This is a genomic window from Actinoplanes nipponensis (assembly GCF_016862275.1).
Taxonomy (GTDB): Bacteria; Actinomycetota; Actinomycetes; order Mycobacteriales; family Micromonosporaceae; genus Actinoplanes; species Actinoplanes nipponensis.
In genome coordinates this window covers 1-22,031 of sequence record NZ_BOMQ01000088.1, presented here as the reverse complement: position 1 = coordinate 22,031, position 22,031 = coordinate 1, and the positions used below count along the sequence as shown (strand labels likewise).

Below are 22,031 nucleotides of genomic sequence, written 5' to 3'. Positions count from 1 at the left end.
GGTCACCGCGCGGCTCCGGGTCCGCCGAGGTAGCCGACCTCCGTGGATCCCGGCGCGACGCGGTCGCCCCGATAGGCCAGCACCCGCATCCGGGCGATGCGGTCCGGGCCGGGCAGCAGCGCCGGGTCCTCATCCGGCAGCAGCGTCGTGGACATGACGGCCTCGCTCACCGCCCCCAGCGCCGCGGTCGATGTGGCCAGGTGCAGCGCTGCCATGCGGCGTTCGGTCGGGTGCCAGAGCATCAGCATCCGGACCAGGCCAGGGACGGTGCGCAGCACCGGGGCGAGCCGCCGGGTGCCGGCGTAGCGGGCGGCCTCGACCCGGGCCGGGCTGAGCGGCCCGTCGAACTCGCCGAGGAACGCCACCGCCGGCTCCTCGCCCGCTGCGGCTCCCGGCTCGTCGGCGTCCACCTCGTAGATCTCGTCGCGGGTCAGCGTGAACGGGCGCTGACCCCGGACAGCGGCGGAACGCTCCGAGGCCAGTTCGGCGTCCTCGCGGGTCAGCCACAGGCTCACCAGGCCGCCAACGTCGTCGTCACCGGTGAGCAGCACCAGGCCGGCGAAGCCCGGGTGCCCGCTCACCAGCGCCGCGATCCTCGGCGCGAGGTCCTCGTCGGCCGGCCGGGCCGCCACGGTCTGCAGTCGTGCGTACATCTCTCCACCTCCGGTTGCGGTTGATGAAGCGATCCTCGGCGCTGCCGGGGTCGGGGACATCCGTGGAGGTACGCAGATCAGGTACGCAGGCCGGCCCGCAGGGTCCAGGCGGCCACCTGGGTGCGGTTGGCCAGCCCGAGCTTGGTCAGCACGTTGCGCACGTGGCTCTCCACCGTCCGCTCGGACACCGCGAGGCGCCCGGCGATGACCCGGTTCGGCAGGCCGTCCGCCACCAGCAGCGCGACCTCGCGTTCCCGGGCCGTCAGCACGTCGGCGTCGGCGCCGCCCAACTCCCGCAGCAGCGCGGTGGCGGCGGTCAGCGCCGGCGCCATGCCGAGCCGGCGTGCCGTGCGTGCGGCCCGCTCGGCGAGCGCGACGGCGTGCTCGTGATCTCCGCGCCCGTTCCGGCGCCGGCGGGCGCCGGCGTGGGCGAGCTGCGCGAGCGCGAGCTCGGCCGGGGCGCCGACCCGCCGTTCCAGTTCTTGCGCGGCCGTCAGGTGAGCGATCGCCGCCTCGTGGTCGTCCCGGGCGGACGCGAGCACGCCGAGCGTGCGCGCGAACGCGCCGCGGTAGCCGTAGCTCGAGGCCATGTAGAGGCCGGCGTAGGGCAGCAGGCAACCATAGGCGGCCGCCACGGTGCCCGCGTCGCCGAAGACCGCGGCCAGCTCGCCGGCGATGGCCACGATGGTCGGCCGGCGGATGTCCTCGGGCAGGTCCGGAAGCAGGGGCACGAGCCGCGCGAACAGCGGGCGGGCCGGATCGGCGTGGCCGCCGGCGAGCAGGTAGTCGGCGGCGATGGCGAGCACGATCGGGCGCGGATCGGCGTCCGCGGCGGCCGCGACGTCGAAGCCAGGAGCGTCGAAGCGGCCGGTCTTGCGCTGGATGTCGAGCATGAACGCGATGTGCTGGCCCTGCATCGACGGATCGCCGTACCGCTCGGCGACCGCCTGCCCCTGCTCGACGAAGCGCTCCGCCGCGGCGAACCGGCCGGCGAGCATCGCGCGGGCGGCCCGCGCCCGCAGCAGGTGCCACCGGGCCACCGGCCAACCCAGCCGTTCGGCGAACGCCGCCAGCCCGGCGATCTCACCGTCGGCCTCGGCCACCGCGCCCATCCCGAGGCATCCGTCGATGCGCCACAGGCTGGCCCACAACGGCGTCTCCGGCCGTTCCGGGACCGGGCCCAGCTCGCGCAGACGCAGGCCCATCGCCATCCGTTCGGCGGATGCCGAGGGCCCGCCGGCGAGCGTCTGGCGGGCGTGCAGCGCGTCCACGAGCGCGGTGCTGCCGCCGTCCCGGTGCGCCAGGGCCATGGCCCGCCGGCTCAGGGCCTGCGCCCGGCCGGTGAGCCCGGGCGAGGACGCCGCATGCTGGGCCAGCGCCATCGCATGCTGCGCGAGCACGCGGGCGTGCGTCCCGGCGTCCCCGGCGACGGCGTCCGCCGGGCCGTCATCCGTGGTCTCGTCGCCCAGCGCCGCGCGGGCCCGGGCGCACAGGTCGGCGATGACCCGGTTCGGGCCCTCGCCGCCGATGCCCCGCACGACCAACGCCGCCCGGGCGAGCAGGTCGACCCGGCCCAGGCCGGCGGCCAGGTCCGAACCCGCGACGCAGTGCCGCAGCGCCTCGGCCACCCGCAGGTCCAGGTACTCCGCCTCGGCCAGCCCGAGGAGCAGGTCGGCGAGCTCGGCCGGCCCCAGGCGGGCGCCGGCGGCGAGCTCGACGGCCCGGCGGTACCAGTGCGCCGCGTCGGCGTGGTCCAGCGAGCGCAGCGCGGCATCCACCGCCGCCCGGCAGGCGTCGACGGCGGCGCGACAGGTCGAAGCGTCCGTGGCCGCCCGGATCCGGTGCCGCGCCACGTCCGCGGTGAGGCCGGGAACCGGCGAGGCGACCAGTGCGTCGGCGACGAGACGGTGCCAGCGGGTGCGGTCGGGCCGCGGCAGGTCGTCGTACGCGGCCTGGCGGACCAGCGCGTGCGTGAACCGCATGTGGTTGGGCGCGTCCGCATCGTCGGTGAGAATGCCCGCCGCCACCGCCTCGGCGAGCCGGCCGGAGACCTCGTCTGGCCCGTGTCCGGTCGCCGCGGCCAGCAGCGTGACGTCGAACTCTTCGCCGATCACGCTGCACGCGCCGAGCAGTGTGCGGCAGTCCGCGCCGACGCCGGCCAGCCGGGCGCCGACGAGCGGGCGCAGCGAGTCCGGCAGGCCGCCGCTCGACGTGCCGATCGCACGCACCAGCTCCCGGACGAACAGTGGATTGCCGCCGCTGTCCCGGTGCACGCGTGCGGGCAGCGCGGGATTCACCCGGCCGGCGGCGGTGGCCCGCAGGTATTCGCCGACCTCGGCCGGCGTCAGCGGCGGCAGGCGCAGGGTGCGCGCCGCCGGCAGCGCCGGGACGGCGCCCAGGCGGGCGGGCTCCCGGGTCGCCACCGCGACGATCAGCCGCACGCCGGCGAGGTCGGCCCCGACGTGCCGCAGCAGCTGCACCGTGGCGTCGTCGGCCCACTGCAGGTCGTCGAGGGTGACCAGCAGACCGCTCGGCGGCACTGCGGCGAGCAGGGCGTTCGCGGCCCGCTCGAGGGCCACGAACCGGGCCTGGGCCGGCGGCCCGGCGCCGATCTCGAGCAGCTCCGGCGACAGACCCAGCCCGCGGCCGGTCGCGAACGCGCGCGACCACGGCCAGCACGCGGGCGCGCCCTCGTCCGCCACGGCCCGGCCGGCCAGCACCGGCATGCCGGCCGAAGCGGCCGTCGCAGCCAGCCACGACAATGTCGTCGTCTTACCGATGCCGGCCTCGCCGGACAGCACCACCAGGGCGCCCGCACCCGCCGACGCGGCGGCCACGACGCGGGCGAGCTCACCGAGCTCATGGCGGCGACCGACGACGTGCGGACCCATCCCCACATTGTGCCGTGCGTCTCAAGGGCCGCCGCCGAGCGGTACGTCGAGCCGCTCGCGCAGGTCGTCCACGGACCGCCTGAACCGCCGCGGCGCTCATTCACCGCCCCCGGATGCCGAATAGGTCGACGAGGAGGGGCCCATTTCATGAGCTTCGTGTCCGCCCTGCTGCGTACCTGCGGGTTCACCGCGCTGTACGTGGTGGCCACCTATGCCGGGCGCCTGACGGTCATGGACGACACCAGCCTGAGCCTGGTGTGGCCGGCGGCGGGGGTCTCCGCCGTCTGGTTCCTGGCCCAGCGCTCGTCGCGGTGGTACTGGCTGGACGCGGTGGCCCTGGCCGGCGCCACGGTCGCGGTGAACCTCGCCACCGGGGCATCCCCGCAGCTCACCGCGTTCTTCGTGGTCGCCAACCTGGCCCAGGTGCTCGTCTTCACCGCGCTGTTCCGCCGGTGGCTGCCGCACCTGTGGGGTGGTGGCGGGGACCGGCCGCTGGCCACGCTGAGGGAGCTGTGGCGGTTGATCGCCGCGGCGTTCCTGTGCACCCTGTGCGGGGCGCTGATCGGCCCGACCGGGGTGTGGGTGATCAACGGGCACTACTCGTGGCCGGGCGCCGCCGTGTGGCTGACCCGCAACACGGTCAGCATTCTGCTCATCGGCGCGGCCGGTCTGCGGCTGGGCCACCTGCTGCACGTCGCCCTCACCAGCCCCAGGGGCACCCTGGTGGCGCGGCTGCGCGCCGAATGGGCGGCGCTGCCGCTGCGGCGCCGGGTCGAGTATCCGGCGGTGCTGGTGATCTCGCTGGCCGCGTACGTTCTCGCGTTCGGCCTCGACCACGGCCTGCCGCTCGCGTTCCCGTTGCTGGTGATGACGGTGTGGGCCGGGCTGCGGCTGCACACCGGGTTCGTGATCCTGCACGACATGGCGTTCGGCAGCCTGGCGGTGATCTTCACCCTGCACGGGCTGGGCCCGTTCGCCGAGGTCGAGTCGCACCCGGTCCGGGCCCTGATCGCGCAGCTGTTCGTCGGCATGGTCGCCGTCGTCGGCCTGACGCTGGCCCTGGGCCGCGACGAGCGCACCGCCCTGGTCGAGGAGTTGCGCAGCGCCCAGCACAGCACCGCCGAGCAGGCCGGCATGATGAAGGCCATCGTCGACTCGATCAACGAGGGGCTCACCGTGGTCGACGCCCAGGGCCGTTTCCTGCTGCGCAACCCGGCCATCCGGCAGCTGCTGGGCGGCGTGGTCAGCGGCACCGACGCGATGGCCGAACCGGGCTACTACGGGCTGTTCCACGCCGACGGCACCGCGCTGGAACCCGACGAGATGCCCTACCGGCGCGCCCTGGCCGGGGAGGCGGTCCGCGGCATGGACGTCTACGTCAGCAACCAGGGCCTGCCGACCGGCCGGGTGCTCAGCGTCAGCTCCACCCCGATCGACGGCGCCGGCGGCCGGTACGCCGTGACGGTGTTCCACGACGTCACCGCCGAGCGCCGCCAGCGCGACGAGCTGGCCGCGTTCGCCGGCGTGGTGGCGCACGACCTGCTCAACCCCCTGGCCACCGTCGAGGGCTGGACCGAGGCGCTGGCCGAGATCTTCGCCGAGACCCCGGAGCACCCGGCGACCGCCGATGCCGCGGACGGTGTCGTCCGGATCCGGCGCGCCGCCACCCGCATGCGCAACCTGATCAACGATCTGCTGGGCTACGCCACCGCCCGCGACGCCACCATCGCGCCGGCCGTCGTCGACCTCGGCGAGCTGGCCGGCGACATCGCCATCGCCCGCATCGACCAGGCCCAGAGCCGCGGCACCCGGGTGCCGGAGTTCGCCATCGGCGACCTGGACGCGGTCCGGGCCGACCCGGTGCTGGTGCGGCAGCTGCTGGACAACCTGATCAGCAACGCCATCAAGTACACCGGCCCGGCGGTGACCCCGCACATCGGCATCACCAGCAGGGCCACCGACGACGTGGTCACGATCACGGTGACCGACAACGGCATCGGCATCCCGGCCGGGCAGCACGCGACGATCTTCGACAACTTCCACCGGGCCCACACCCACTCCGGCTACACCGGCACCGGGCTCGGGCTGGGCATCTGCAAACGGATCGTGGAACGCCACGGCGGCGCCATCTCCGCCGACGACAATCCCACCGGGCGCGGATCCCGGTTCACCTTCACGCTCCCGGCCGCCACGGCCGCCGAACCGGTGGCGGATCCGCCGCCGGCGCCGCAGCGGCCGGACGTCGTCCGCGCCGTCCCGCCCGGCGACAGCGCGGCCCGGGCGGCCCCGCCCGGCGCCGGGTTCGAGTACACCGCCCGGCTGGTGCTGGACTACCTGCACGAACAGCTTCCGCTCGCGTTCTGGGCGGTCACCCGGGTGGAGCAGGGCCGGCAGGTCTACCTCTATCTCGACGCCGACAACGGCTACGGCCTGCGGCAGGGCGGCAGCCACTCGTGGGAGGACAGCTTCTGCGTCCGGATGACCGCCGGCCGCGGCCCCGCGGTGGCCCCCGACGCCCAGCAGATCCCCGCCTACGCGGAGGCCGGGATCAACCGGTCCCTCGCCATCGGCACGTACGCCGCGGCGGTGATCACCGAACCCGACGGCGCCCTGTTCGGCTCCATCTGCGGCCTCGACCCGCGGGCCCGCCCCGGCGATCCCCGCCTGGCCGCCGCCGGGCCCCTGCTCGAGCTGCTCGGCGACCTGCTCACCGCGGCGCTGGCCAACGACCGCGCGCAGAACCACCGCCCGGCCGACCGGAATCCGGAGGCCCCCGCGCAGGACCAGCGGCACCAGCACCAGCACACGCCGGCGCCGTGACGCCGCCGCGGGGGTGTCACGCCCGGGCCCGCCGCGCCTGCGTCTCGGCGACCATCGTGGCGAAGGTCTGTTCCGTCAGCGATCAGCCGGACCAGCTGTGGCGCTGCACGTCCGGCTCGACGCCGCCGTGCCGTGGCGGGTCGCGCGGGCGGCGCGCACCGGCGGCATCGACCCGGACCGGCGGCCCGGCGCCGGCGCCGCGAGGACCAGGTACGGCCTGACCGTCCTCAGGACGTCCGGAGCCGGAACAGGTCCTCGCCCGCGCGCGGCACCACGAGGGTGTCCGGATCGGCCGCCCAGGCCGCCGGGTCCACCTCGGCCGGGGTCCAGACAGTCCAGGTTGACGGCGCGGACCCGCTCCTGCGGGATCCCGGTCGCCAGCGTCACCGTGACCCGCAGCCGACCTGGCCGCCGTCGGCGACGATCGGCTCCACCTTGTAGAAGCCCTTGGCGGCCGTCCAGATGGCGGGCCGCCGCCGTCCTCCAGCTTCGCCGCGTCCGGCCCCCGGGGCAATCCTCGCGGTCAGGAGGATCCGGTACGGCCGGCCGCCCCGGCACGCTCGGGGGCGTACCCCGGCGGTTGCGTGGGCGGGGGGAGCAGCGGCTCGAGGGGGACCACCGGGCGCTCCACCACGGCGCCGGCGGTCACCTCGACCTCCTCGCCGTAGAGGCGCAGCGCCAGCCGCGCGTCGTCGCCGTCGCGCAGGCTCACCCGTACCGTGTCGTGATCGGCCTCGACGAGCAGCCGCCGGCCGCTGTGCCGTAGCCGGAACCGCAGCCCGGTGATGCCCGCGGGCAGCCGCGGGGCGAGCGCCGGCCCGCCGTCGTGCTCGCGCAGGCCGCCGAAGCCCTCGACGATCGCCGACCAGGCCCCGGCCAGCGAGGCCAGGTGCAGCCCGTCGCGGGTGTTGGCGTGCAGGTCGCGCAGGTCGACCAGGGCGGCCTCCCAGGCGTAGTCGTGTGCCAGCTCCAGGTGGCCCACCTCGGCGCACAGCACCGCCTGCGTGCAGGCCGACAGCGACGAGTCGCGGACGGTGATCCGCTCGTAGTAGTCGACGTTGCGGGCCTTCTGCGCGGCGGTGAAGTCCTCCGGGCACCAGTGCATCGCCAGCACCAGGTCGGCCTGCTTGACCACCTGCCGGCGGTACAGCTGGAAGTACGGCGCGTGCAGCATCAACGGCTCGCCCGGGTGCTCGGCGGCGAAGGCCCACGGCGCGTAGCGGGTGAAGCCGGCCGCCTGGGCGTGCACGCCGAGCCGCTCGTCGTAGGGCACGTGCACCGCGGCCGCGGCCGTCCGCCACGCCCGGGGCTCGTCCGGCCGTACCCCCAGCGCCGCGGCCGCCTCGGGCCGGCGGGCGCACGCGTCGGCCGCGGCGCGCAGATTCCGCGCCGCCATCAGGTTGGTGAAGACGTTGTCGTCGGCCACCCCGCTGTACTCGTCCGGGCCGGTGACGCCGTCGACGTGCCAGGCGCCGCCGGCGTCGTGGTGGCCGTGCGAGACCCACAGCCGGGCCGTCTCCACCAGGATCTCCAGGCCGCACTCGGCCTCCAGCGCGTCGTCGCCGGTGATCGTGCGGTAGCGCTCGACGGCGCGGGCGATCACCGCGTTCAGGTGCAGCGCGGCGGTGCCGGCGGGCCAGTACGCCGAGCACTCCTCGCCGTGGATCGTGCGCCACGGGAACGCCGCCCCGGCCAGGCCGAGGGTCCGGGCCCGGCGCCGCGCCTGGTCCAGGATGCTGTGCCGCCAGCGCAGCGCGTCGGCCGCGGCGTGCGGGGCGACGTAGGTCAGCAGCGGGAGCACGAAGCCCTCGGTGTCCCAGAACGCGTGCCCGTCGTACCCCGGCCCGGTCAGGCCCTTGGCCGCGACCGCCCGCCGTTCCGCGCGGGCGCCGGCCTGCAGCACGTGGAACAGGCCGAAGCGGACCGCCTGCTGCAGCACCGGGTCGCCGTCGATCTCCACGTCGGCCGCGTCCCAGAAGTCGTCGAGGTAGGCCCGCTGGTCGTCGGCCAGCCCGTCCCAGCCGGCGTAGTGCGCGCCGGTCAGCGCGCCGGCCACCTGGTCGCGCAGGGCCTGCGGCGAGCGCGACGAGCTCCAGGCGTACCCGAGGAACTTGGTGATCCGCAGGCGCTCGCCGGGCCGCAGCACGGTGACCACCGTGGTGCGCGCCCAGTCGGCGCGCACGTCGGTCTCCTCGTCGAACCCGCCGGCCGCCGTGACGGCGTGGTCCATGCCGGCGGCCAGCAGCAGGCCGCTGGCGCGGGCCCGGTGCAGCAGCACCGCGCCGTGCTGCTCGGTGTCCTGCACCACCGCGATCAGCGGATGCTCCAGCGCGGCGGCGACCCGGGGGTCCGCCGACGGCTGCGGCTGCTCCTCGTCGGCCACCAGGGCGGACTGCACGGTGATCCGCACCTCCCGGTCGACCGCCTCGACCTCGTAGTCGACGGCGGCGATCGCCCGCTGGGCGAAGGAGACGAGCCGGGAGCTGCGGATCCGGACCCGCCGCCCGGCCGGCGACACCCAGTCGACGGTACGGCGCAGCAGGCCGTCCCGCAGGTCCAGGACGCGTTCGTGGGTGAGCAGGCGGCCGTGCGCCACGTGGAACGGCTCGTCGTCGACCATCAGCCGGATGAGCTTGCCGTCGGTGACGTTGACGACGGTCTGGCCCTGCTCCGGATAGCCGTAGCCGCCCTCCGGGTACGGCAGCGGCCGCTGCTCGTAGAAGGAGTTGAGGTAGGTCCCGGCGATGACGTGCGGTTCCCCCTCGTCGAGGTTCCCGCGCAGGCCGATGTGGCCGTTGGCCAGGGCGAACACCGACTCGCTCTGGGCCAGCCGGTGCGTCGCCAGCGCGGGCTCGCGCACCTGCCACGGCTCGACCGGGAAGACGGCCGCGCCGATCACGGCAGCACCTGCTGGATCATGTCGCCTCCGCGGGAAGGGCCCGGCACGTCTCCCCACCCTGACCGGTGCCGCGACGCCGGTCAAACGGTGGGGGACGCCTCGGCGACCGTGGTGCGCCCGTGCGGTCGCGTCACCCACCACCCGTCCAGCTCCCGCCGGCGCCGCCCGGCTGTCCCGGCGGGGCCGCCGGCGGGCCGGACGGGCGGGGCCTCCACGGTCACGTCGGTGACCACGTCGGTGACCCCCGCGACCGCTCGGGCCAGGCCCGGCAGCAGCGCCGTGGTCGCCCGGTCGCGGACCCGGCCGGTCACCGTCACCACGCCGTCGTGCACGTCGACCCGGGCCCGGACGGCGGTCAGCGGCCGCAGCGCCGCCCGGACCCCGGCCCGCACGTCCTCGTCGGACCGGCCGAACGTCCGGAGCAGATCGGCGGCGGTGACGATGCCCAGCAGGCGTCGCCGATGGTCGGTGACCAGCAGCCGTTTCACGCCGGCGCGGTGCATGAGGCGGGCCGCCCCGGCCACCGTCGCGCCGGGGGCGACAGTCCGGGCGGGCGCGGTCATCAGCTCGCGCGCGGTCACCCGGCGCCAGCCGAACCCGGCCCGGTCCCGCCGCCCGACCGCCAGGCGTCGGCGGGGCCGTTCCGCCGGCCGCCGGAGGGCCCGGAGCAGGTCGGCGCGGGTCAGCACGCCGATCACCTCGTCGAAGTCGCCGACGACGGCCAGCGCGCTGACGTCGTGGCCGTCATCAGCGCGCTCACCGCGGCGGGCCCGGCGTCGGCGCCGACCGTGAGCACCTCGTTGGTCATCACGTCGCGAACCGTCCATTGCCGCATGGCACTTCCTCCTGTCCTCGTGGTGGTGGTGGTCGGCCCCGGCGGCGCGGATCAGGGCGACCGGCGCCGCTCACAGGGCGTGCAGTGGGTGGCGCAGGGCATGGCCCGCAGCCGGCCGAGCGGTATCGGCCGCCGGCATTGCGCGCAGGCGCCGTAGCTTCCGTCGGACATCCGCCGCAGCGCGTGGGCCGTCTCGGCGATCCGCCGGCGGGCGGTCGCGGCCTGCGCGTCGAGAGTGCGCGGGTCGGGCCCGCCGCGCCGGGGCAGCCGGGCGTGGACCGTCAGCTGCGTCAGCCGGGCGGTGTGCGCGGCGAACTGCTCCTCGAGCATGCCGCGGAGCAGGTCCATGGCGTCCGCGGTGGGGGCCGCCCGGCGCAGCGCGGCGGGGCTCATCCGTCGTGCCGCTGCTGGCAGGGCACGCAGAACCGGGCGTGCGGGAGCGCCTCGAGCCGCGCGGCCGGGATCGGGGCGCCGCACGTCTCGCAGCGGCCGTACCTGCCCTCGGCGATGCGGAGCAGGGCGCCGGTGATCTGCTCCAGGGACCGCCGGGTGACGGCCAGCAGCGCCGCCCGGTTGTGCGCCTCGCCGGGGTCGCCGGTGTCGGCGGTGATCTCCGTCAGCTCCTTCAGCCGGGCCGTCTGGAGCGCGAACTCCTCGCTCAGGGCGGCCCGCAGCGCCGCGAGGCGGCCGGGGTCGGTGGCGGCGATGTCGATGCTCATGAGCTCTCCTGGGTTGCTCGGGTGGGTCGGTGGCCGGTCAGCGGCCGGGGCGGAACGGTTCGGCGCTGAACGGGTGGGTGCGGTCGACCCGGGAGCGGGCCAGCTCGGCGTCGTCGAACTCGTACCGGACGCGGTCGGCGACCCGGAGGACGCCCGGCACGGCCGCGGTCAGCCGGGCCACGATGCCGGCGGTGGAGCGCCGGCCCACCGCGCCGGTCAGCGTGGCCGTGCCGTCGCTCACCCGCACGGCCACCTGGTCCGGGCGGATCCACATCCGGCGGCGCAGCACCGCCTCGACGTCGCGGCGGATCGCCGCGTCCGCCCGGGTGGGGGCGCCGGTGGCGGTGGGCGGGGTGGGCTCTGCGTGATGTCGCACGATGCACCTTTCCGGGCGGTCGGGGACGGGTGGGGACCCGGCCCGCGGCCCTGAGCGGGCGGCCTCATGGCCGGTGGGGGCGTCGCTCCGCCGGCCGCCGTCGAGCACGGCCGCCGAGAGCGATCAATGGACGTCATTGTTTGCCGGGCCTCGGCAAGGGGCCGGCCAACTGCCGGGCGGTCGGCCGCGGCCGGGCGGTGGCGCGGCGGGCGGCGTTAGGGCGCGAGCCGGCGGCCGGGCGGCAGGGCCCGGGCCGGCCGGTCGCCGGGCCGCGGCCGGCGCGCGAGCGCGGGGGGTATGACCAGCACCGGGCAGCTCGCGCGGTGCAGGCACCGGCGGCTGACCGAGCCCAGCAGCAGCCCGGCCAGGGGGCCGTGGGCGGGGCCGCCCAGGACCAGCAGCTGCGCCGAGGCGGCGGCCCGCAGCAGCTCCTCCGCGGGCCGGCCCTGCCGGACGAGCGGCCGGATCGGCGCCGACGGGCCGTAGTCGCGGGCGACCTCGACCAGGGTGTCCAGCAGCTCGGCCTCCGTGGCGGCGGCCACGTCGTCGCCCGCGTCGGCGGCGGCCACCCATTCGCACCCGTACGAGGCCAGCGGCTGGGCCGTCCACACCGCGACCGCCTCGACCGTCGCCCCGGTGCGGTCGGCCTGACCCAGCGCCCACCACAGTGCGGCCTTCGAGCCCGGCGAGCTGTCGACGCCGACGACGATCGGTGGCGTCGTAGTGGTCCGCCGGTCGTCCAGCTGCGTCACAGCGCCTCCTCACCTCGCCGATCGGTTCCCGCTCCGGTGACTCCAGCATGCCCGGGTCCGGGGGCCGCCGGGAAGGTCGTCAGACGGCCAACACGAGGGAGTCAGGTTGCCGATGACCGGCAACTTGACGCGGCGTGGCCGGCGTCGGTCCCGGCTCAGGCCGAGCCGGACAACGGCTTGTGCGGCCAGTCCAGCGCGCGGGCCCCGAGCACGGCCGCCTGCAGGGTGAACCGGTGCGCCGGATCGGCCGGGTCATAGCCGGTCAGGGCCTTGATCCGCTGCAGGCGGTAGGTGACCGCACGCACCGACACGTGGATCCGCTTGGCCGTCTCGGTCGCCACCGCGCCGGTGTCGAAATAGGCCTGCAGCGTGGCCAGCAGCGGCTCCGCGCCGCCCCGGGCCTGCCCGAGCGGGCTCAGCACCGCGTGCACCAGCTCCACGATGGCCGGTTGGTCGCGCAGCAGCACGCGATAGATGAGCAGCTCGCGAGCGGTGACCACGGGCGTGTCCAGGCGCAGCCGGGTCGCCATGGTCAGGGCCTCGCGGGCCTCCTCGTAGGAGCGGGCGATGCCGTACAGGCCCGGGTGCGGCCGGCCGACGGCGACCCGCCACGGCCGGCCCCGCGGCAGCCGGCGCAGCTGGTCGTGCATCAGCCGGCCCAGCTCGGGGGTGGCGTCCCGGCCGTGCGGCGCCCGCGCGGCGTCGGCCGGGGCCAGCACCACGAGCAGGCCGTCCTTGGTGGCCACGAGCACGTCGCGGTCGCCCAGCCGGTCGAAGATCACGGTCTCCAGGGCGCTGATCGCCGCGTCCGTGTCGGGCAGCCGCCGGCCGGCCGCCGCGAGCGCGACCTGGTGGGCCCGGGCCAGGTCGAGGCCGAACGGCTCGGCCCGGTCGACCAGGGCGCCCAGGTCGGAGTCGCCGCGCAGCAGGTCATCGACCAGCTCCCGGCGCAGGGTCTCCTCCCGGCGGACCAGGTCGCGGCGGGCCACCGCGTACCCCTCGGCCAGGGTCGCCACCGCGTCGTCGATCACCGACAGCACGGCCGCGGCGGCCGCCCGCACCGCCTCGCGGTCCCGGCTGCGCACCACTGTGGGCAGGTCCTGCCACAGCCGGCGGGCCGCGGACAGGTAGAGCTGCACCACCCGCCCGGCGGAGAAGCCCTGCTCGGCGGCGCGGCGCCCGAGGGTCTCCACGGCGTCCAGTTCGGCCCGCTTGGGCCGGCGCCCGGTGATCGCGGCGTCGGCCAGCAGCGGCAGGTAGTCGCCGAGCAGCTCCACCGGGACGTCGCCGGCGTCGCGGCTCGCGCCCGCGGCGACCTCCGCGAGCCACCGGTCGTCCGGTCGGGCCGGGGCCGGATCAACCACGGCCGGCCCCGCCGGGGGTGTCCGCCCCGGGCCGAACGGCCCTGTCGGCCCCGGGAAAACCGGGCGCATGCTGCGGATACACGGACACCTCGCCAGGAGATCATCGTTGTGTGCACTTACCGCGGGTGCCGGGACTTCTCGCTGACAAGCCGGCTCACCGCCGAACACGAGGCTATCGTCAACGCGGCCGGACGGCTGCGCACGGCGATCGGGACGGACCCGGCGGAGGCGACGGCGCTGCTCGCCGACCTGCGCGCCGCCTACACTATGCGCGCCGCCTTCCGGGGCGAATAGGGAATTCCGGCCCCACGTGACCGGCAAAGTCGGTCCGAAGTGGGGCCCGTCGCCTGTTTCGGTTGCGTTAAGCGGCCGCAGGCACCAACGTGATCATTACGGTCACAGGCGGGAGAGCGAGGGCACATGGCGGGCGCTACCGAAACCGCGGGACGGGCGTTGCTGGCGGTCGGCGGGTTGGTACGGCGGGCGGAGGTGTCGGCCGACGGGCGCACCCTGCACCAGATCGGCGGCCGCGAGGCGGACAGCTTCTACCGGGACCGGTGGTCCTACGACAAGGTGGTCCGCTCCACGCACGGGGTGAACTGCACCGGCTCGTGCTCGTGGAAGGTGTACGTCAAGGACGGCATCATCACCTGGGAGCAGCAGCAGACCGACTATCCCAGCGTCGGCGCCGACCGGCCCGAGTACGAGCCGCGCGGCTGTCCCCGCGGGGCGGCGTTCTCCTGGTACACGTACTCGCCGACCCGGGTGCGCTACCCGTACGCCCGGGGTGTGCTGGTGGAGATGTTCCGCGAGGCCAAGGCCCGCCTCGGCGGCGACCCGGTCGCCGCCTGGGCCGACATCCAGGCCGACCCGGTACGCCGGCGCCGCTACCAGCAGGCCCGGGGCAAGGGCGGCCTGGTCCGGGTCACCTGGGACGAGGCGCAGGAGATCGTCGCCGCCGCGCACGTGCACACCATCGGCGCGTACGGGCCGGACCGGGTCGCCGGGTTCTCGCCCATCCCGGCGATGTCCATGGTCTCGCACGCGGTCGGGGCCCGGTTCCTGTCGCTGATCGGCGCGTCCATGCTGTCGTTCTACGACTGGTACGCGGACCTGCCGGTGGCCTCGCCGCAGATGTTCGGCGACCAGACCGACGTGCCCGAGTCGGGCGACTGGTGGGACGCGTCCTACCTGGTCATGTGGGGCTCCAACGTGCCGGTCACCCGGACCCCGGACGCGCACTGGATGGCCGAGGCGCGCTACCGCGGGCAGAAGGTCGTCGTGGTGTCGCCGGACTACGCCGACAACGTCAAGTTCGCCGACGAGTGGCTGCCCGCCCAGCCGGGCACCGACGGCGCGCTGGCGATGGCCATGGGCCACGTGATCCTCAAGGAGTTCTTCGTCGAGCGCCGCACCGAGCGGTTCACCGACTACGTGCGCAAGTACACCGACCTGCCGTACCTGATCGCGCTCGAACCCCTCGAGGGCGGCGGGTACCGGCCCGGCAAGTTCCTGACCGCCGCCGACCTGGGCGAGACGGACCCGGAGGCGGCGTTCCGCCCGGCGCTGTGGGACGAGGCCGCCGACGCGGTCGCGGTGCCCGGCGGCTCGCTGGGGCACCGGTTCAGCGAGGCCGGGGCCGGCCGGTGGAACCTCGACCTGGGCGACGTCGTGCCCCGGCTCAGCTGCGCCGGCGGGGAGGCGGTCCCGCTCTCCCTGCCCCGCTTCGACAACGACAACCCGGAGCTGATGCGCCGCGGGGTGCCCACCGCGCGGGTCGGCGGCAAGCTGGTCACCACGGTCTTCGACCTGATGCTGGCCCAGTACGGCGTGGCCCGGCCGGGACTGCCGGGCGACTGGCCGGCCGGCTACGACGACGCCGACGTGCCCTACACCCCGGCGTGGCAGGAGCCGATCACCGGCGTGCCCGGCGCGGCGGTGGCCCGGATCGCCCGCGAGTTCGCCGACAACGCCGAGCGTTCCGGCGGCCGGTCGATGATCCTCATGGGCGCGGGCACCAACCACTGGTTCCACTCCGACACCACCTACCGCGCCATGCTCACCCTCACGACGCTGACTGGCTGTCAGGGCGTCAACGGCGGCGGCTGGGCGCACTACGTCGGGCAGGAGAAGTGCCGCCCGGTGACCGGCTGGGCGCACCTGGCCTTCGGGCTGGACTGGTCCCGCCCGCCGCGCCAGATGATCGGCACCGCGTTCTGGTACACCCACACCGACCAGTGGCGCTACGACCAGTACGGCGCCGACGTGCTGACCTCGCCGCTGGCCCGGGGGGAGTTCGCCGGCCGGCACACCGCCGACCTGCTGGCCAAGTCCGCCCGGCTGGGCTGGATGCCGTCGATGCCGACGTTCGACCGCAACCCGCTCGACGTGGCCGACGAGGCGCTGGCGGCCGCCCCCGACGACCCGGCCGGGCACGTGGCGCAGGAGCTGGTCGACGGCCGGCTCGGCTTCGCCTGCACGGACCCGGACGCCGAACAGAACTGGCCGCGGGTGCTGACGGTGTGGCGGGCCAACCTGCTCGGCTCGTCGGCCAAGGGCAACGAGTACTTCCTGCGGCACCTGCTGGGCACCGACGCGTCGCTGCGGGCCGAGGAGGCACCGCCGGACAAACGGCCCCAGGACGTGGTGTGGCACGACGAGGCCCCGGAGGGCAAGCTCGACCTGCTGCTGTCGCTGGACTTCCGGATGACCTCCACCACGCTGTTCTCCGACGTCGTGCTGCCCGCCGCCACCTGGTACGAGAAGCACGACCTGAACACCACCGACATGCACCCGTTCATCCACGCGTTCACGCCGGCGATCAGCCCGCCGTGGCAGACCCGCACCGACTTCGACGCGTTCCACGGCATCGCCAAGGTCTTCTCCGAGCTGGCCGGGCCGCGGCTGGGCGTGCGCAAGGACCTGGTCGCGGCGCCGCTGCTGCACGACACCCCGGACGCCATGGCCACCCCCGGTGGCGTGGTGCGCGACTGGCGCACCGGCGAGGTGCCCGCGGTGCCCGGCCGGACGATGCCGAAGTTCGTCGTGGTGGAACGCGACTACGGCGCGATCAGCGCCAAGATGGGCGCGCTGGGCCCGCTGCTGGACCGGCTCGGCACCACCACCAAGGCGGTCACCGTCGACGTCAAGCCCGAGGTCGAGTTCCTCAAGAAGGTCAACGGCACGGTCCGCGGCGGGGTGGCCGACGGCCGGCCGCGGCTGGACACCGACATCCGCTGCTGCGAGGCCATCCTGGCGCTGTCCGGCACCACCAACGGCCGGGTGGCCACCGAGGGCTTCCGGTTCCTGGAACGGCGGACCGGGCGCGAGCTGGCCGACATGTCGGCCGAGCACGAGGGCAAGCAGATCCGCTTCGCCGACACCCAGGCGCGGCCCGTGCCGGTCATCACCAGCCCGGAGTGGTCGGGCAGCGAGCACGGCGGGCGCCGCTACTCGCCCTTCACCATCAACGTCGAACGGCTCAAGCCGTGGCACACGCTGACCGGGCGCCAGCACTTCTATCTCGACCACGACTGGATGCAGGAGCTGGGCGAGGAGCTGCCGGTGTTCCGGCCGCCGCTGGACATGCACAAGCTCTTCGGCGAGCCGCGGCTGGGCGCCAAGGGCGAGCTGGAGCTGACGGTGCGGTACCTCACGCCGCACTCGAAGTGGTCCATCCACTCCGAGTACCAGGACAACCTCATCATGCTGACGCTCTCGCGCGGCGGCCCGACGATGTGGATGAGCGAGGCCGACGCCGCCAAGATCGGCGTCACCGACAACGAGTGGATCGAGGCGGTCAACCGCAACGGCGTGGTCGTCTGCCGCGCTGTGGTCACCCACAAGATGCCCGAGGGCACGGTCTACATGTACCACGCCCAGGAGCGGGTGATCGACGTGCCCAAGGCGGAGACCAACGGCCGCCGCGGCGGCATCCACAACTCGCTGACCCGGCTGCTCATCAAGCCCAGCCACCTCATCGGCGGCTACGCCCAGCTGTCGTTCGCCTTCAACTACCTCGGCCCGACCGGCAACCAGCGCGACGAGGTCACCGTGATCCGCCGTCGCTCGCAGGAGGTGCAGTACTGATGCGCGTCATGGCCCAGATGTCGATGGTGATGAACCTCGACAAGTGCATCGGTTGCCACACCTGCTCGGTGACCTGCAAACAGGCGTGGACCAACCGCTCCGGCGTGGAGTACGTGTGGTTCAACAACGTGGAGTCACGCCCCGGGCAGGGCTATCCGCGCACGTACCAGAACCAGGACCGGTGGCAGGGCGGCTGGACCCGGACCCGCACCGGGCGGCTCAAGCCTCGCGCCGGGGGCCGGATCAAGAAGCTGTTCAGCATCTTCGCCAACCCCAAGCTGCCCGCCATGGCCGACTACTACGAGCCGTGGACCTACGACTACGAGCACCTGCTGACCGCGCCGGCCGGCGACGACACCCCGGTGGCCCGGCCGAAGTCCCTGCTGACCGGCGAGGACACCAAGGTGACGTGGTCGGCCAACTGGGACGACTCGCTGGCCGGGGGCAACGAGATCGCCGCCGGCGACCCGGTCCTGCAGCAGCTGTCCGAACAGGTCCGGCAGGAGTACGAGAAGGCGTTCCTGTTCTTCCTGCCCCGCATCTGCGAGCACTGCCTGAACCCGTCCTGCGCGGCCTCGTGCCCGTCGGGGGCGATCTACAAGCGCGCCGAGGACGGCATCGTGCTGGTCGACCAGGACCGGTGCCGGGGCTGGCGGATGTGCGTGACCGGCTGCCCGTACAAGAAGATCTACTTCAACCACCGCACCGGCAAGGCCGAGAAGTGCACCTTCTGCTTCCCGCGCATCGAGATCGGCCAGCCCACCATCTGTTCCGAGACCTGCGTCGGCCGGCTGCGCTACATCGGCCTGATGCTCTACGACGCCGACGCGGTGGGCAAGGCCGCCGCGGTCAAGGACGAGCACGAGCTCTTCGCGGCGCAGAAGTCGGTCTTCCTCGACCCGAACGACCCGGCGGTGATCGCCGCGGCCCGCGCGGCGGACATCCCGGACGACTGGATCGCCGCGGCGCAACGCTCGCCGATCTGGGACCTGATCATGAAGTACGAGGTCGCGCTGCCACTGCACCCGGAGTACCGCACCATGCCCATGGTCTGGTACATCCCGCCGCTGTCCCCGGTGGTCGACATCCTGCGCGAGACCGGCCACGACGGCGAGGACGTGGGCAACCTGTTCGGCGCGGTCGACGCCCTGCGCATCCCCGTCGACTACCTGGCCGGGCTGTTCACCGCCGGCGACCCGGCCCCGGTGACCGCCGTGCTGCAGCGGCTCGCCGCGATGCGCGCCTACCAGCGCCGGATCAACCTCGGCGAGGACCGCGACGAGTCGATCGCCGCGGCGGTGGGCATGACCGGGGCGCAGATGGACGACATGTACCGGCTGCTGGCCATCGCCAAGTACGAGGAACGCTACGTGATCCCCGCGGCGCACGCCGAGGACGCCCACCGCCTCGAGCAGCTCGGCACCGAGTGCAGCCTCGAGTACGACGGCGGCCCCGGCATGGGCGGCTCCGGGCCGTTCGGCGAGTCCTCCGGCGTCCCGGCGCCGATCTCCATCGAGAACTTCCACATGCTGCGCAACCGGCAGACCGCCGACTCGGTGGCCGCGCCGGACGACAAGGAGACCCGGGTCAACCTGCTCAACTGGGACGGCAAGGGCCGCCCGGAGGGACTCTTCCCACCCCGCAAGGACGGAGGCGAGCGGTGAGCGTGCCGATCTGGCGGCCGATCGCGGCCCGCGCGGCCTCGCTGCTGCTGCGCTACCCGGACGACGAGACCCTGTCCGTGCTGCCCACCCTCACCGCGGCGCTGGACGGGCTGCCGGCGGCGGTGGCCGAGCCGCTGCGGGAGGTCGCCACGCACCGGGCGCGGCACGACCGCGGCACGCTGGCGGCCGGCTACGTCGAGTTGTTCGACTTCCGCCGCCGCTGCTGCCTGCACCTGACCTACTACACGGCCGGCGACACCCGCCGGCGCGGCGAGGCGCTGGTGCTGTTCGCCGCCGCCTACAAGGCCGCCGGGGTCGAGGTCGTCGACGGCGAGCTGCCCGACTACCTGCCGGCGGTGCTGGACCTGGCCGCGCTCGACGACGGCGGCTGGCGGCTGCTGCGGGAGAACCGGGTCGGGCTGGAGCTGCTCACCCGGGCCCTGCAGGCGCAGGCGTCGATCTATCGGCACGTACTGGACGCGGTGACGGCGATGCTGCCGCCCGCCCAGCCCGGCGACATCGCCGCCGCCCTGCGCCTGGCCCGCACCGGCCCGCCCGTCGAGCAGGTCGGCCTCGAACCGTTCGGACTCGTCGACACCACCGGAGCCCGCCGATGAACGTCCTGCTGTGGGTCGTGTTCCCGTACCTGAGCATCGCCGTGCTGGTCGGCGGCCTGATCTGGCGCTACCGCTACGACAAGTTCGGCTGGACCACCCGCTCGTCCCAGCTCTACGAGAGCGCCGTGCTGCGCTGGGGCAGCCCGATGTTCCACTTCGGGGTGCTGATGGTCCTCATCGGACACGTCGGCGGGCTGGTGATCCCCAAGTCGTGGACCGAGGCCGTCGGGATCACCGAGCACACGTACCACCTGATGGCCGTGTTCGTCGGCACCGTCGCGGGCTTCTGCACTCTGATCGGCATGGCCATCCTGATCGCCCGGCGCCGCCTCACCGGCCCGGTCTTCGCCGCCACCACCAAGAACGACAAGGCCATGTACGTGGTCCTGGCCGCCGTCATCGTGCTGGGCCTGTGGGCCACCCTGCGGGCCAACGTGGCCGGCGACGGCTACGACTACCGCGAGACCGTCTCGCCGTGGTTCCGCTCGCTGTTCTACCTCAGCCCGGACCCGGAGATCATGCCCGGCGTCCCGATCGGCTTCCGGATCCACGTCCTGGCCGCCTTCGCCCTGTTCGCGTTCTGGCCGTTCACCCGGCTCGTGCACGCCTTCAGCGCCCCGGTGGGCTACCTGACCCGGCCGTACGTGCCCTACCGCAGCCGTGACCCGCGACCCGGGCTGCGCGCGTCCCGGCCCGGCTGGGAGGGACCGCCGAAGCTGCCCACCCGACCCGGTCGCGACCGCGGCTGACCGGCCCGAACCCGAGGAACGACGATGAGCACACCTGCGAAGGGGCCCGCCCAGGCGCCGCGCCCCGGCGCCACCCGCAACCTGATCCTGGCCACCGCCGGGTTCATGGTGAACTTCTGGGCCTGGGCGCTGCTCGGCCCGCTCGGCCCGGGCGTCAAGGAACGGCTGGGCCTCAGCTTCGCCGCGCAGTCGCTGCTGGTGGCGGTGCCGGTGCTGGTCGGCTCGCTGGGCCGGATCCCGGTCGGCGCGCTCACCGACCGGTACGGCGCCCGCATCATGTTCCCGCTGGTCAGCGTGGCCACCATCGTCCCGGTGCTCACCCTGACCCTGGTGTCGTCGTACCCGGCGATGATCGTCACCGGCTTCTTCCTCGGCCTCGCCGGCACCACGTTCGCCGTCGGCGTGCCGCTGGTCTCCGGCTGGTATCCGCCGGCCCGCAAGGGCTTCGCCATCGGCGTGTTCGGCGTCGGCATGGGCGGCACCGCGATCTCCAACTTCACCACCGTCAAGCTGGCCGACGCCTACGGCTACGACACCCCGTTCCTGCTCGTCGCTGCGCTGCTCGCGGCGTACGCGGTGGTCGCCTTCCTGCTGATCCGGGACGCGCCGGACCGGCAGCGGCCGGTCGGGTCGGCGTGGGGGCGGATCAAGGACGTCGGGCGGCTCGCCGTCACCTGGCAGATGTGCTTCCTGTACGCCGTCGGCTTCGGCGGGTTCGTCGCGTTCAGCGTCTACCTGCCCGCGTACCTGCGGGAGGCGTACGACCTCACCGCCAACGACGCCGCGCTGCGCACCGCCGGCTTCGTCGTGCTGGCCGTCATCGCCCGGCCGGTCGGCGGCTGGCTGTCCGACCGGCTGCACCCGGTGCCCGTGCTGGTGTGGTGCTTCTCCGGCACCGCGCTGTTCGCCGTCGTGCAGGCGTTCCAGCCGCCGCTCGTGCCGGTGGCCACGATCGCCTTCCTGGCCATGGCCGGCCTGCTCGGCGCGGCCAGCGGCGCGGTGTTCGCGCTGGTCGGCAAGGTCGCGCCGGCCGACAAGGTGGGCAGCGTGACCGGCGTGGTGGGCGCGGCCGGCGGCCTCGGCGGCTTCGTCCCCCCGCTGATCATGGGTTGGGTGTACGGCGCCGAGAACTCCTACGCCATCGGGCTCATGCTGCTGTCCGACGTCGCGATCGCCGCGGCGGTCTACACCGCCGTCAAGATGAGCGGGCTGGTCCGCCGCCCGGTCACCGCCTGAGGGGGCGCCATGCAGAAGTCGTCGCTGACCGAGCTGACCGCCCGGCATCTCGAGACGGCCCGCGGGTCGTCCAGCGGCCGCAGCGCGCAGACCGTGGTGGGCGGCCAGCCGCACGTCCTGCGGCAGACCCTGGTGGCCCTGCGCGCCGGGACGGCCCTGGACGAGCACGAGAGCCCGGGCGAGGCCACCGTCCACGTGCTGACCGGGCGGGTCCGGCTGGCCGCCGGGGACACGTCCTGCGACGGCGCGGCCGGCGACCTGCTGGTGGTGCCGGACGCCCGGCACAGCCTGACCGCGCTCGAGGACGCCGCGGTGCTGCTGACCGTGGCCAAGGCGGCCCGGCCACAGGGCGGGACTGCGGGGGCCT

At 74.6% G+C, this 22,031-nt stretch carries 16 protein-coding genes and 1 pseudogene; 8 read left to right on the top strand and 9 right to left on the bottom strand.

The window, feature by feature from the left end; genetic code table 11:
• Positions 1 to 2 precede the first annotated feature (2 nt).
• Both Ani05nite_RS35700 and Ani05nite_RS35695 read right to left on the bottom strand, forming a co-directional pair.
• Positions 3 to 653, bottom strand: coding sequence for a hypothetical protein (locus tag Ani05nite_RS35700; RefSeq protein ID WP_203775809.1), 651 nt, complete (start codon positions 651 to 653; stop codon positions 3 to 5).
• Positions 654 to 730: 77 nt separating this feature from the next.
• Complete coding sequence (locus Ani05nite_RS35695) at positions 731 to 3,544, bottom strand: helix-turn-helix transcriptional regulator (RefSeq protein ID WP_203775808.1); 2,814 nt, start codon at positions 3,542 to 3,544, stop codon at positions 731 to 733.
• 147 nt (positions 3,545 to 3,691) lie between these two features.
• Between Ani05nite_RS35695 and Ani05nite_RS35690 the strand changes: the two genes are divergently transcribed.
• On the top strand, positions 3,692 to 6,364 hold the full coding sequence (locus Ani05nite_RS35690) for a sensor histidine kinase (protein ID WP_203775807.1): 2,673 nt from the start codon (positions 3,692 to 3,694) through the stop codon (positions 6,362 to 6,364).
• A 523-nt stretch (positions 6,365 to 6,887) separates the two neighbouring features.
• Here Ani05nite_RS35690 and Ani05nite_RS35685 read toward each other — a convergent pair.
• The 7 genes from Ani05nite_RS35685 to Ani05nite_RS35655 all read right to left on the bottom strand — a co-directional run bounded on the left by Ani05nite_RS35685 (position 6,888) and on the right by Ani05nite_RS35655 (position 13,309).
• The gene (locus tag Ani05nite_RS35685) at positions 6,888 to 9,263 is read right to left on the bottom strand and encodes a glycoside hydrolase family 65 protein (RefSeq protein WP_203775806.1); all 2,376 of its coding nucleotides are present in this window, start codon (positions 9,261 to 9,263) and stop codon (positions 6,888 to 6,890) included.
• Positions 9,264 to 9,343: 80 nt separating this feature from the next.
• Positions 9,344 to 10,090 carry a CBS domain-containing protein gene (locus Ani05nite_RS35680; RefSeq protein ID WP_203775804.1) on the bottom strand — a complete coding sequence of 249 codons (747 nt, stop codon included), beginning with the start codon at positions 10,088 to 10,090 and terminating at the stop codon, positions 9,344 to 9,346.
• Between the two features lie 59 nt (positions 10,091 to 10,149).
• Positions 10,150 to 10,491 (bottom strand): TraR/DksA family transcriptional regulator, encoded by a 342-nt coding sequence (locus Ani05nite_RS35675; RefSeq protein WP_203775802.1) that lies wholly within the window; start codon positions 10,489 to 10,491, stop codon positions 10,150 to 10,152.
• On the bottom strand, positions 10,488 to 10,817 hold the full coding sequence (locus Ani05nite_RS35670; RefSeq protein ID WP_203775800.1) for a TraR/DksA family transcriptional regulator: 330 nt from the start codon (positions 10,815 to 10,817) through the stop codon (positions 10,488 to 10,490). Before Ani05nite_RS35670 ends, Ani05nite_RS35675 begins: the two co-directional genes overlap by 4 nt.
• A 37-nt stretch (positions 10,818 to 10,854) precedes the next feature.
• Positions 10,855 to 11,193, bottom strand: coding sequence for a BON domain-containing protein (locus Ani05nite_RS35665; protein WP_203775798.1), 339 nt, complete (start codon positions 11,191 to 11,193; stop codon positions 10,855 to 10,857).
• A 215-nt stretch (positions 11,194 to 11,408) separates the two neighbouring features.
• Positions 11,409 to 11,945 (bottom strand): universal stress protein, encoded by a 537-nt coding sequence (locus Ani05nite_RS35660; protein WP_203775796.1) that lies wholly within the window; start codon positions 11,943 to 11,945, stop codon positions 11,409 to 11,411.
• Between the two features lie 155 nt (positions 11,946 to 12,100).
• Positions 12,101 to 13,309, bottom strand: coding sequence for a PucR family transcriptional regulator (locus tag Ani05nite_RS35655; RefSeq protein WP_239130973.1), 1,209 nt, complete (start codon positions 13,307 to 13,309; stop codon positions 12,101 to 12,103).
• 108 nt (positions 13,310 to 13,417) lie between these two features.
• Between Ani05nite_RS35655 and Ani05nite_RS35650 the strand changes: the two are divergent.
• The 7 genes and pseudogenes from Ani05nite_RS35650 to Ani05nite_RS35620 all read left to right on the top strand — a co-directional run.
• Positions 13,418 to 13,567 (top strand): annotated as a pseudogene (locus tag Ani05nite_RS35650) (hemerythrin domain-containing protein); the annotation flags it as partial.
• A gap of 162 nt (positions 13,568 to 13,729) precedes the next feature.
• Entirely contained in the window at positions 13,730 to 17,398 is a 3,669-nt protein-coding gene (locus Ani05nite_RS35645; protein ID WP_203775792.1) for a nitrate reductase subunit alpha, read from the top strand.
• Positions 17,398 to 19,062 carry a nitrate reductase subunit beta gene (narH, locus tag Ani05nite_RS35640; protein WP_203775789.1) on the top strand — a complete coding sequence of 555 codons (1,665 nt, stop codon included), beginning with the start codon at positions 17,398 to 17,400 and terminating at the stop codon, positions 19,060 to 19,062. Before Ani05nite_RS35645 ends, narH begins: the two co-directional genes overlap by 1 nt.
• Entirely contained in the window at positions 19,059 to 19,679 is a 621-nt protein-coding gene (gene narJ / locus Ani05nite_RS35635; RefSeq protein ID WP_203775788.1) for a nitrate reductase molybdenum cofactor assembly chaperone, read from the top strand. Before narH ends, narJ begins: the two co-directional genes overlap by 4 nt.
• Complete coding sequence (gene narI, locus Ani05nite_RS35630; protein WP_203775786.1) at positions 19,676 to 20,428, top strand: respiratory nitrate reductase subunit gamma; 753 nt, start codon at positions 19,676 to 19,678, stop codon at positions 20,426 to 20,428. Before narJ ends, narI begins: the two co-directional genes overlap by 4 nt.
• A gap of 24 nt (positions 20,429 to 20,452) precedes the next feature.
• Entirely contained in the window at positions 20,453 to 21,664 is a 1,212-nt protein-coding gene (locus tag Ani05nite_RS35625) for an MFS transporter (protein WP_203775784.1), read from the top strand.
• A 9-nt stretch (positions 21,665 to 21,673) separates the two neighbouring features.
• Positions 21,674 to 22,031: cupin domain-containing protein (locus Ani05nite_RS35620; RefSeq protein ID WP_203775781.1), on the top strand; the 358-nt coding region annotated here is incomplete at its 3' end.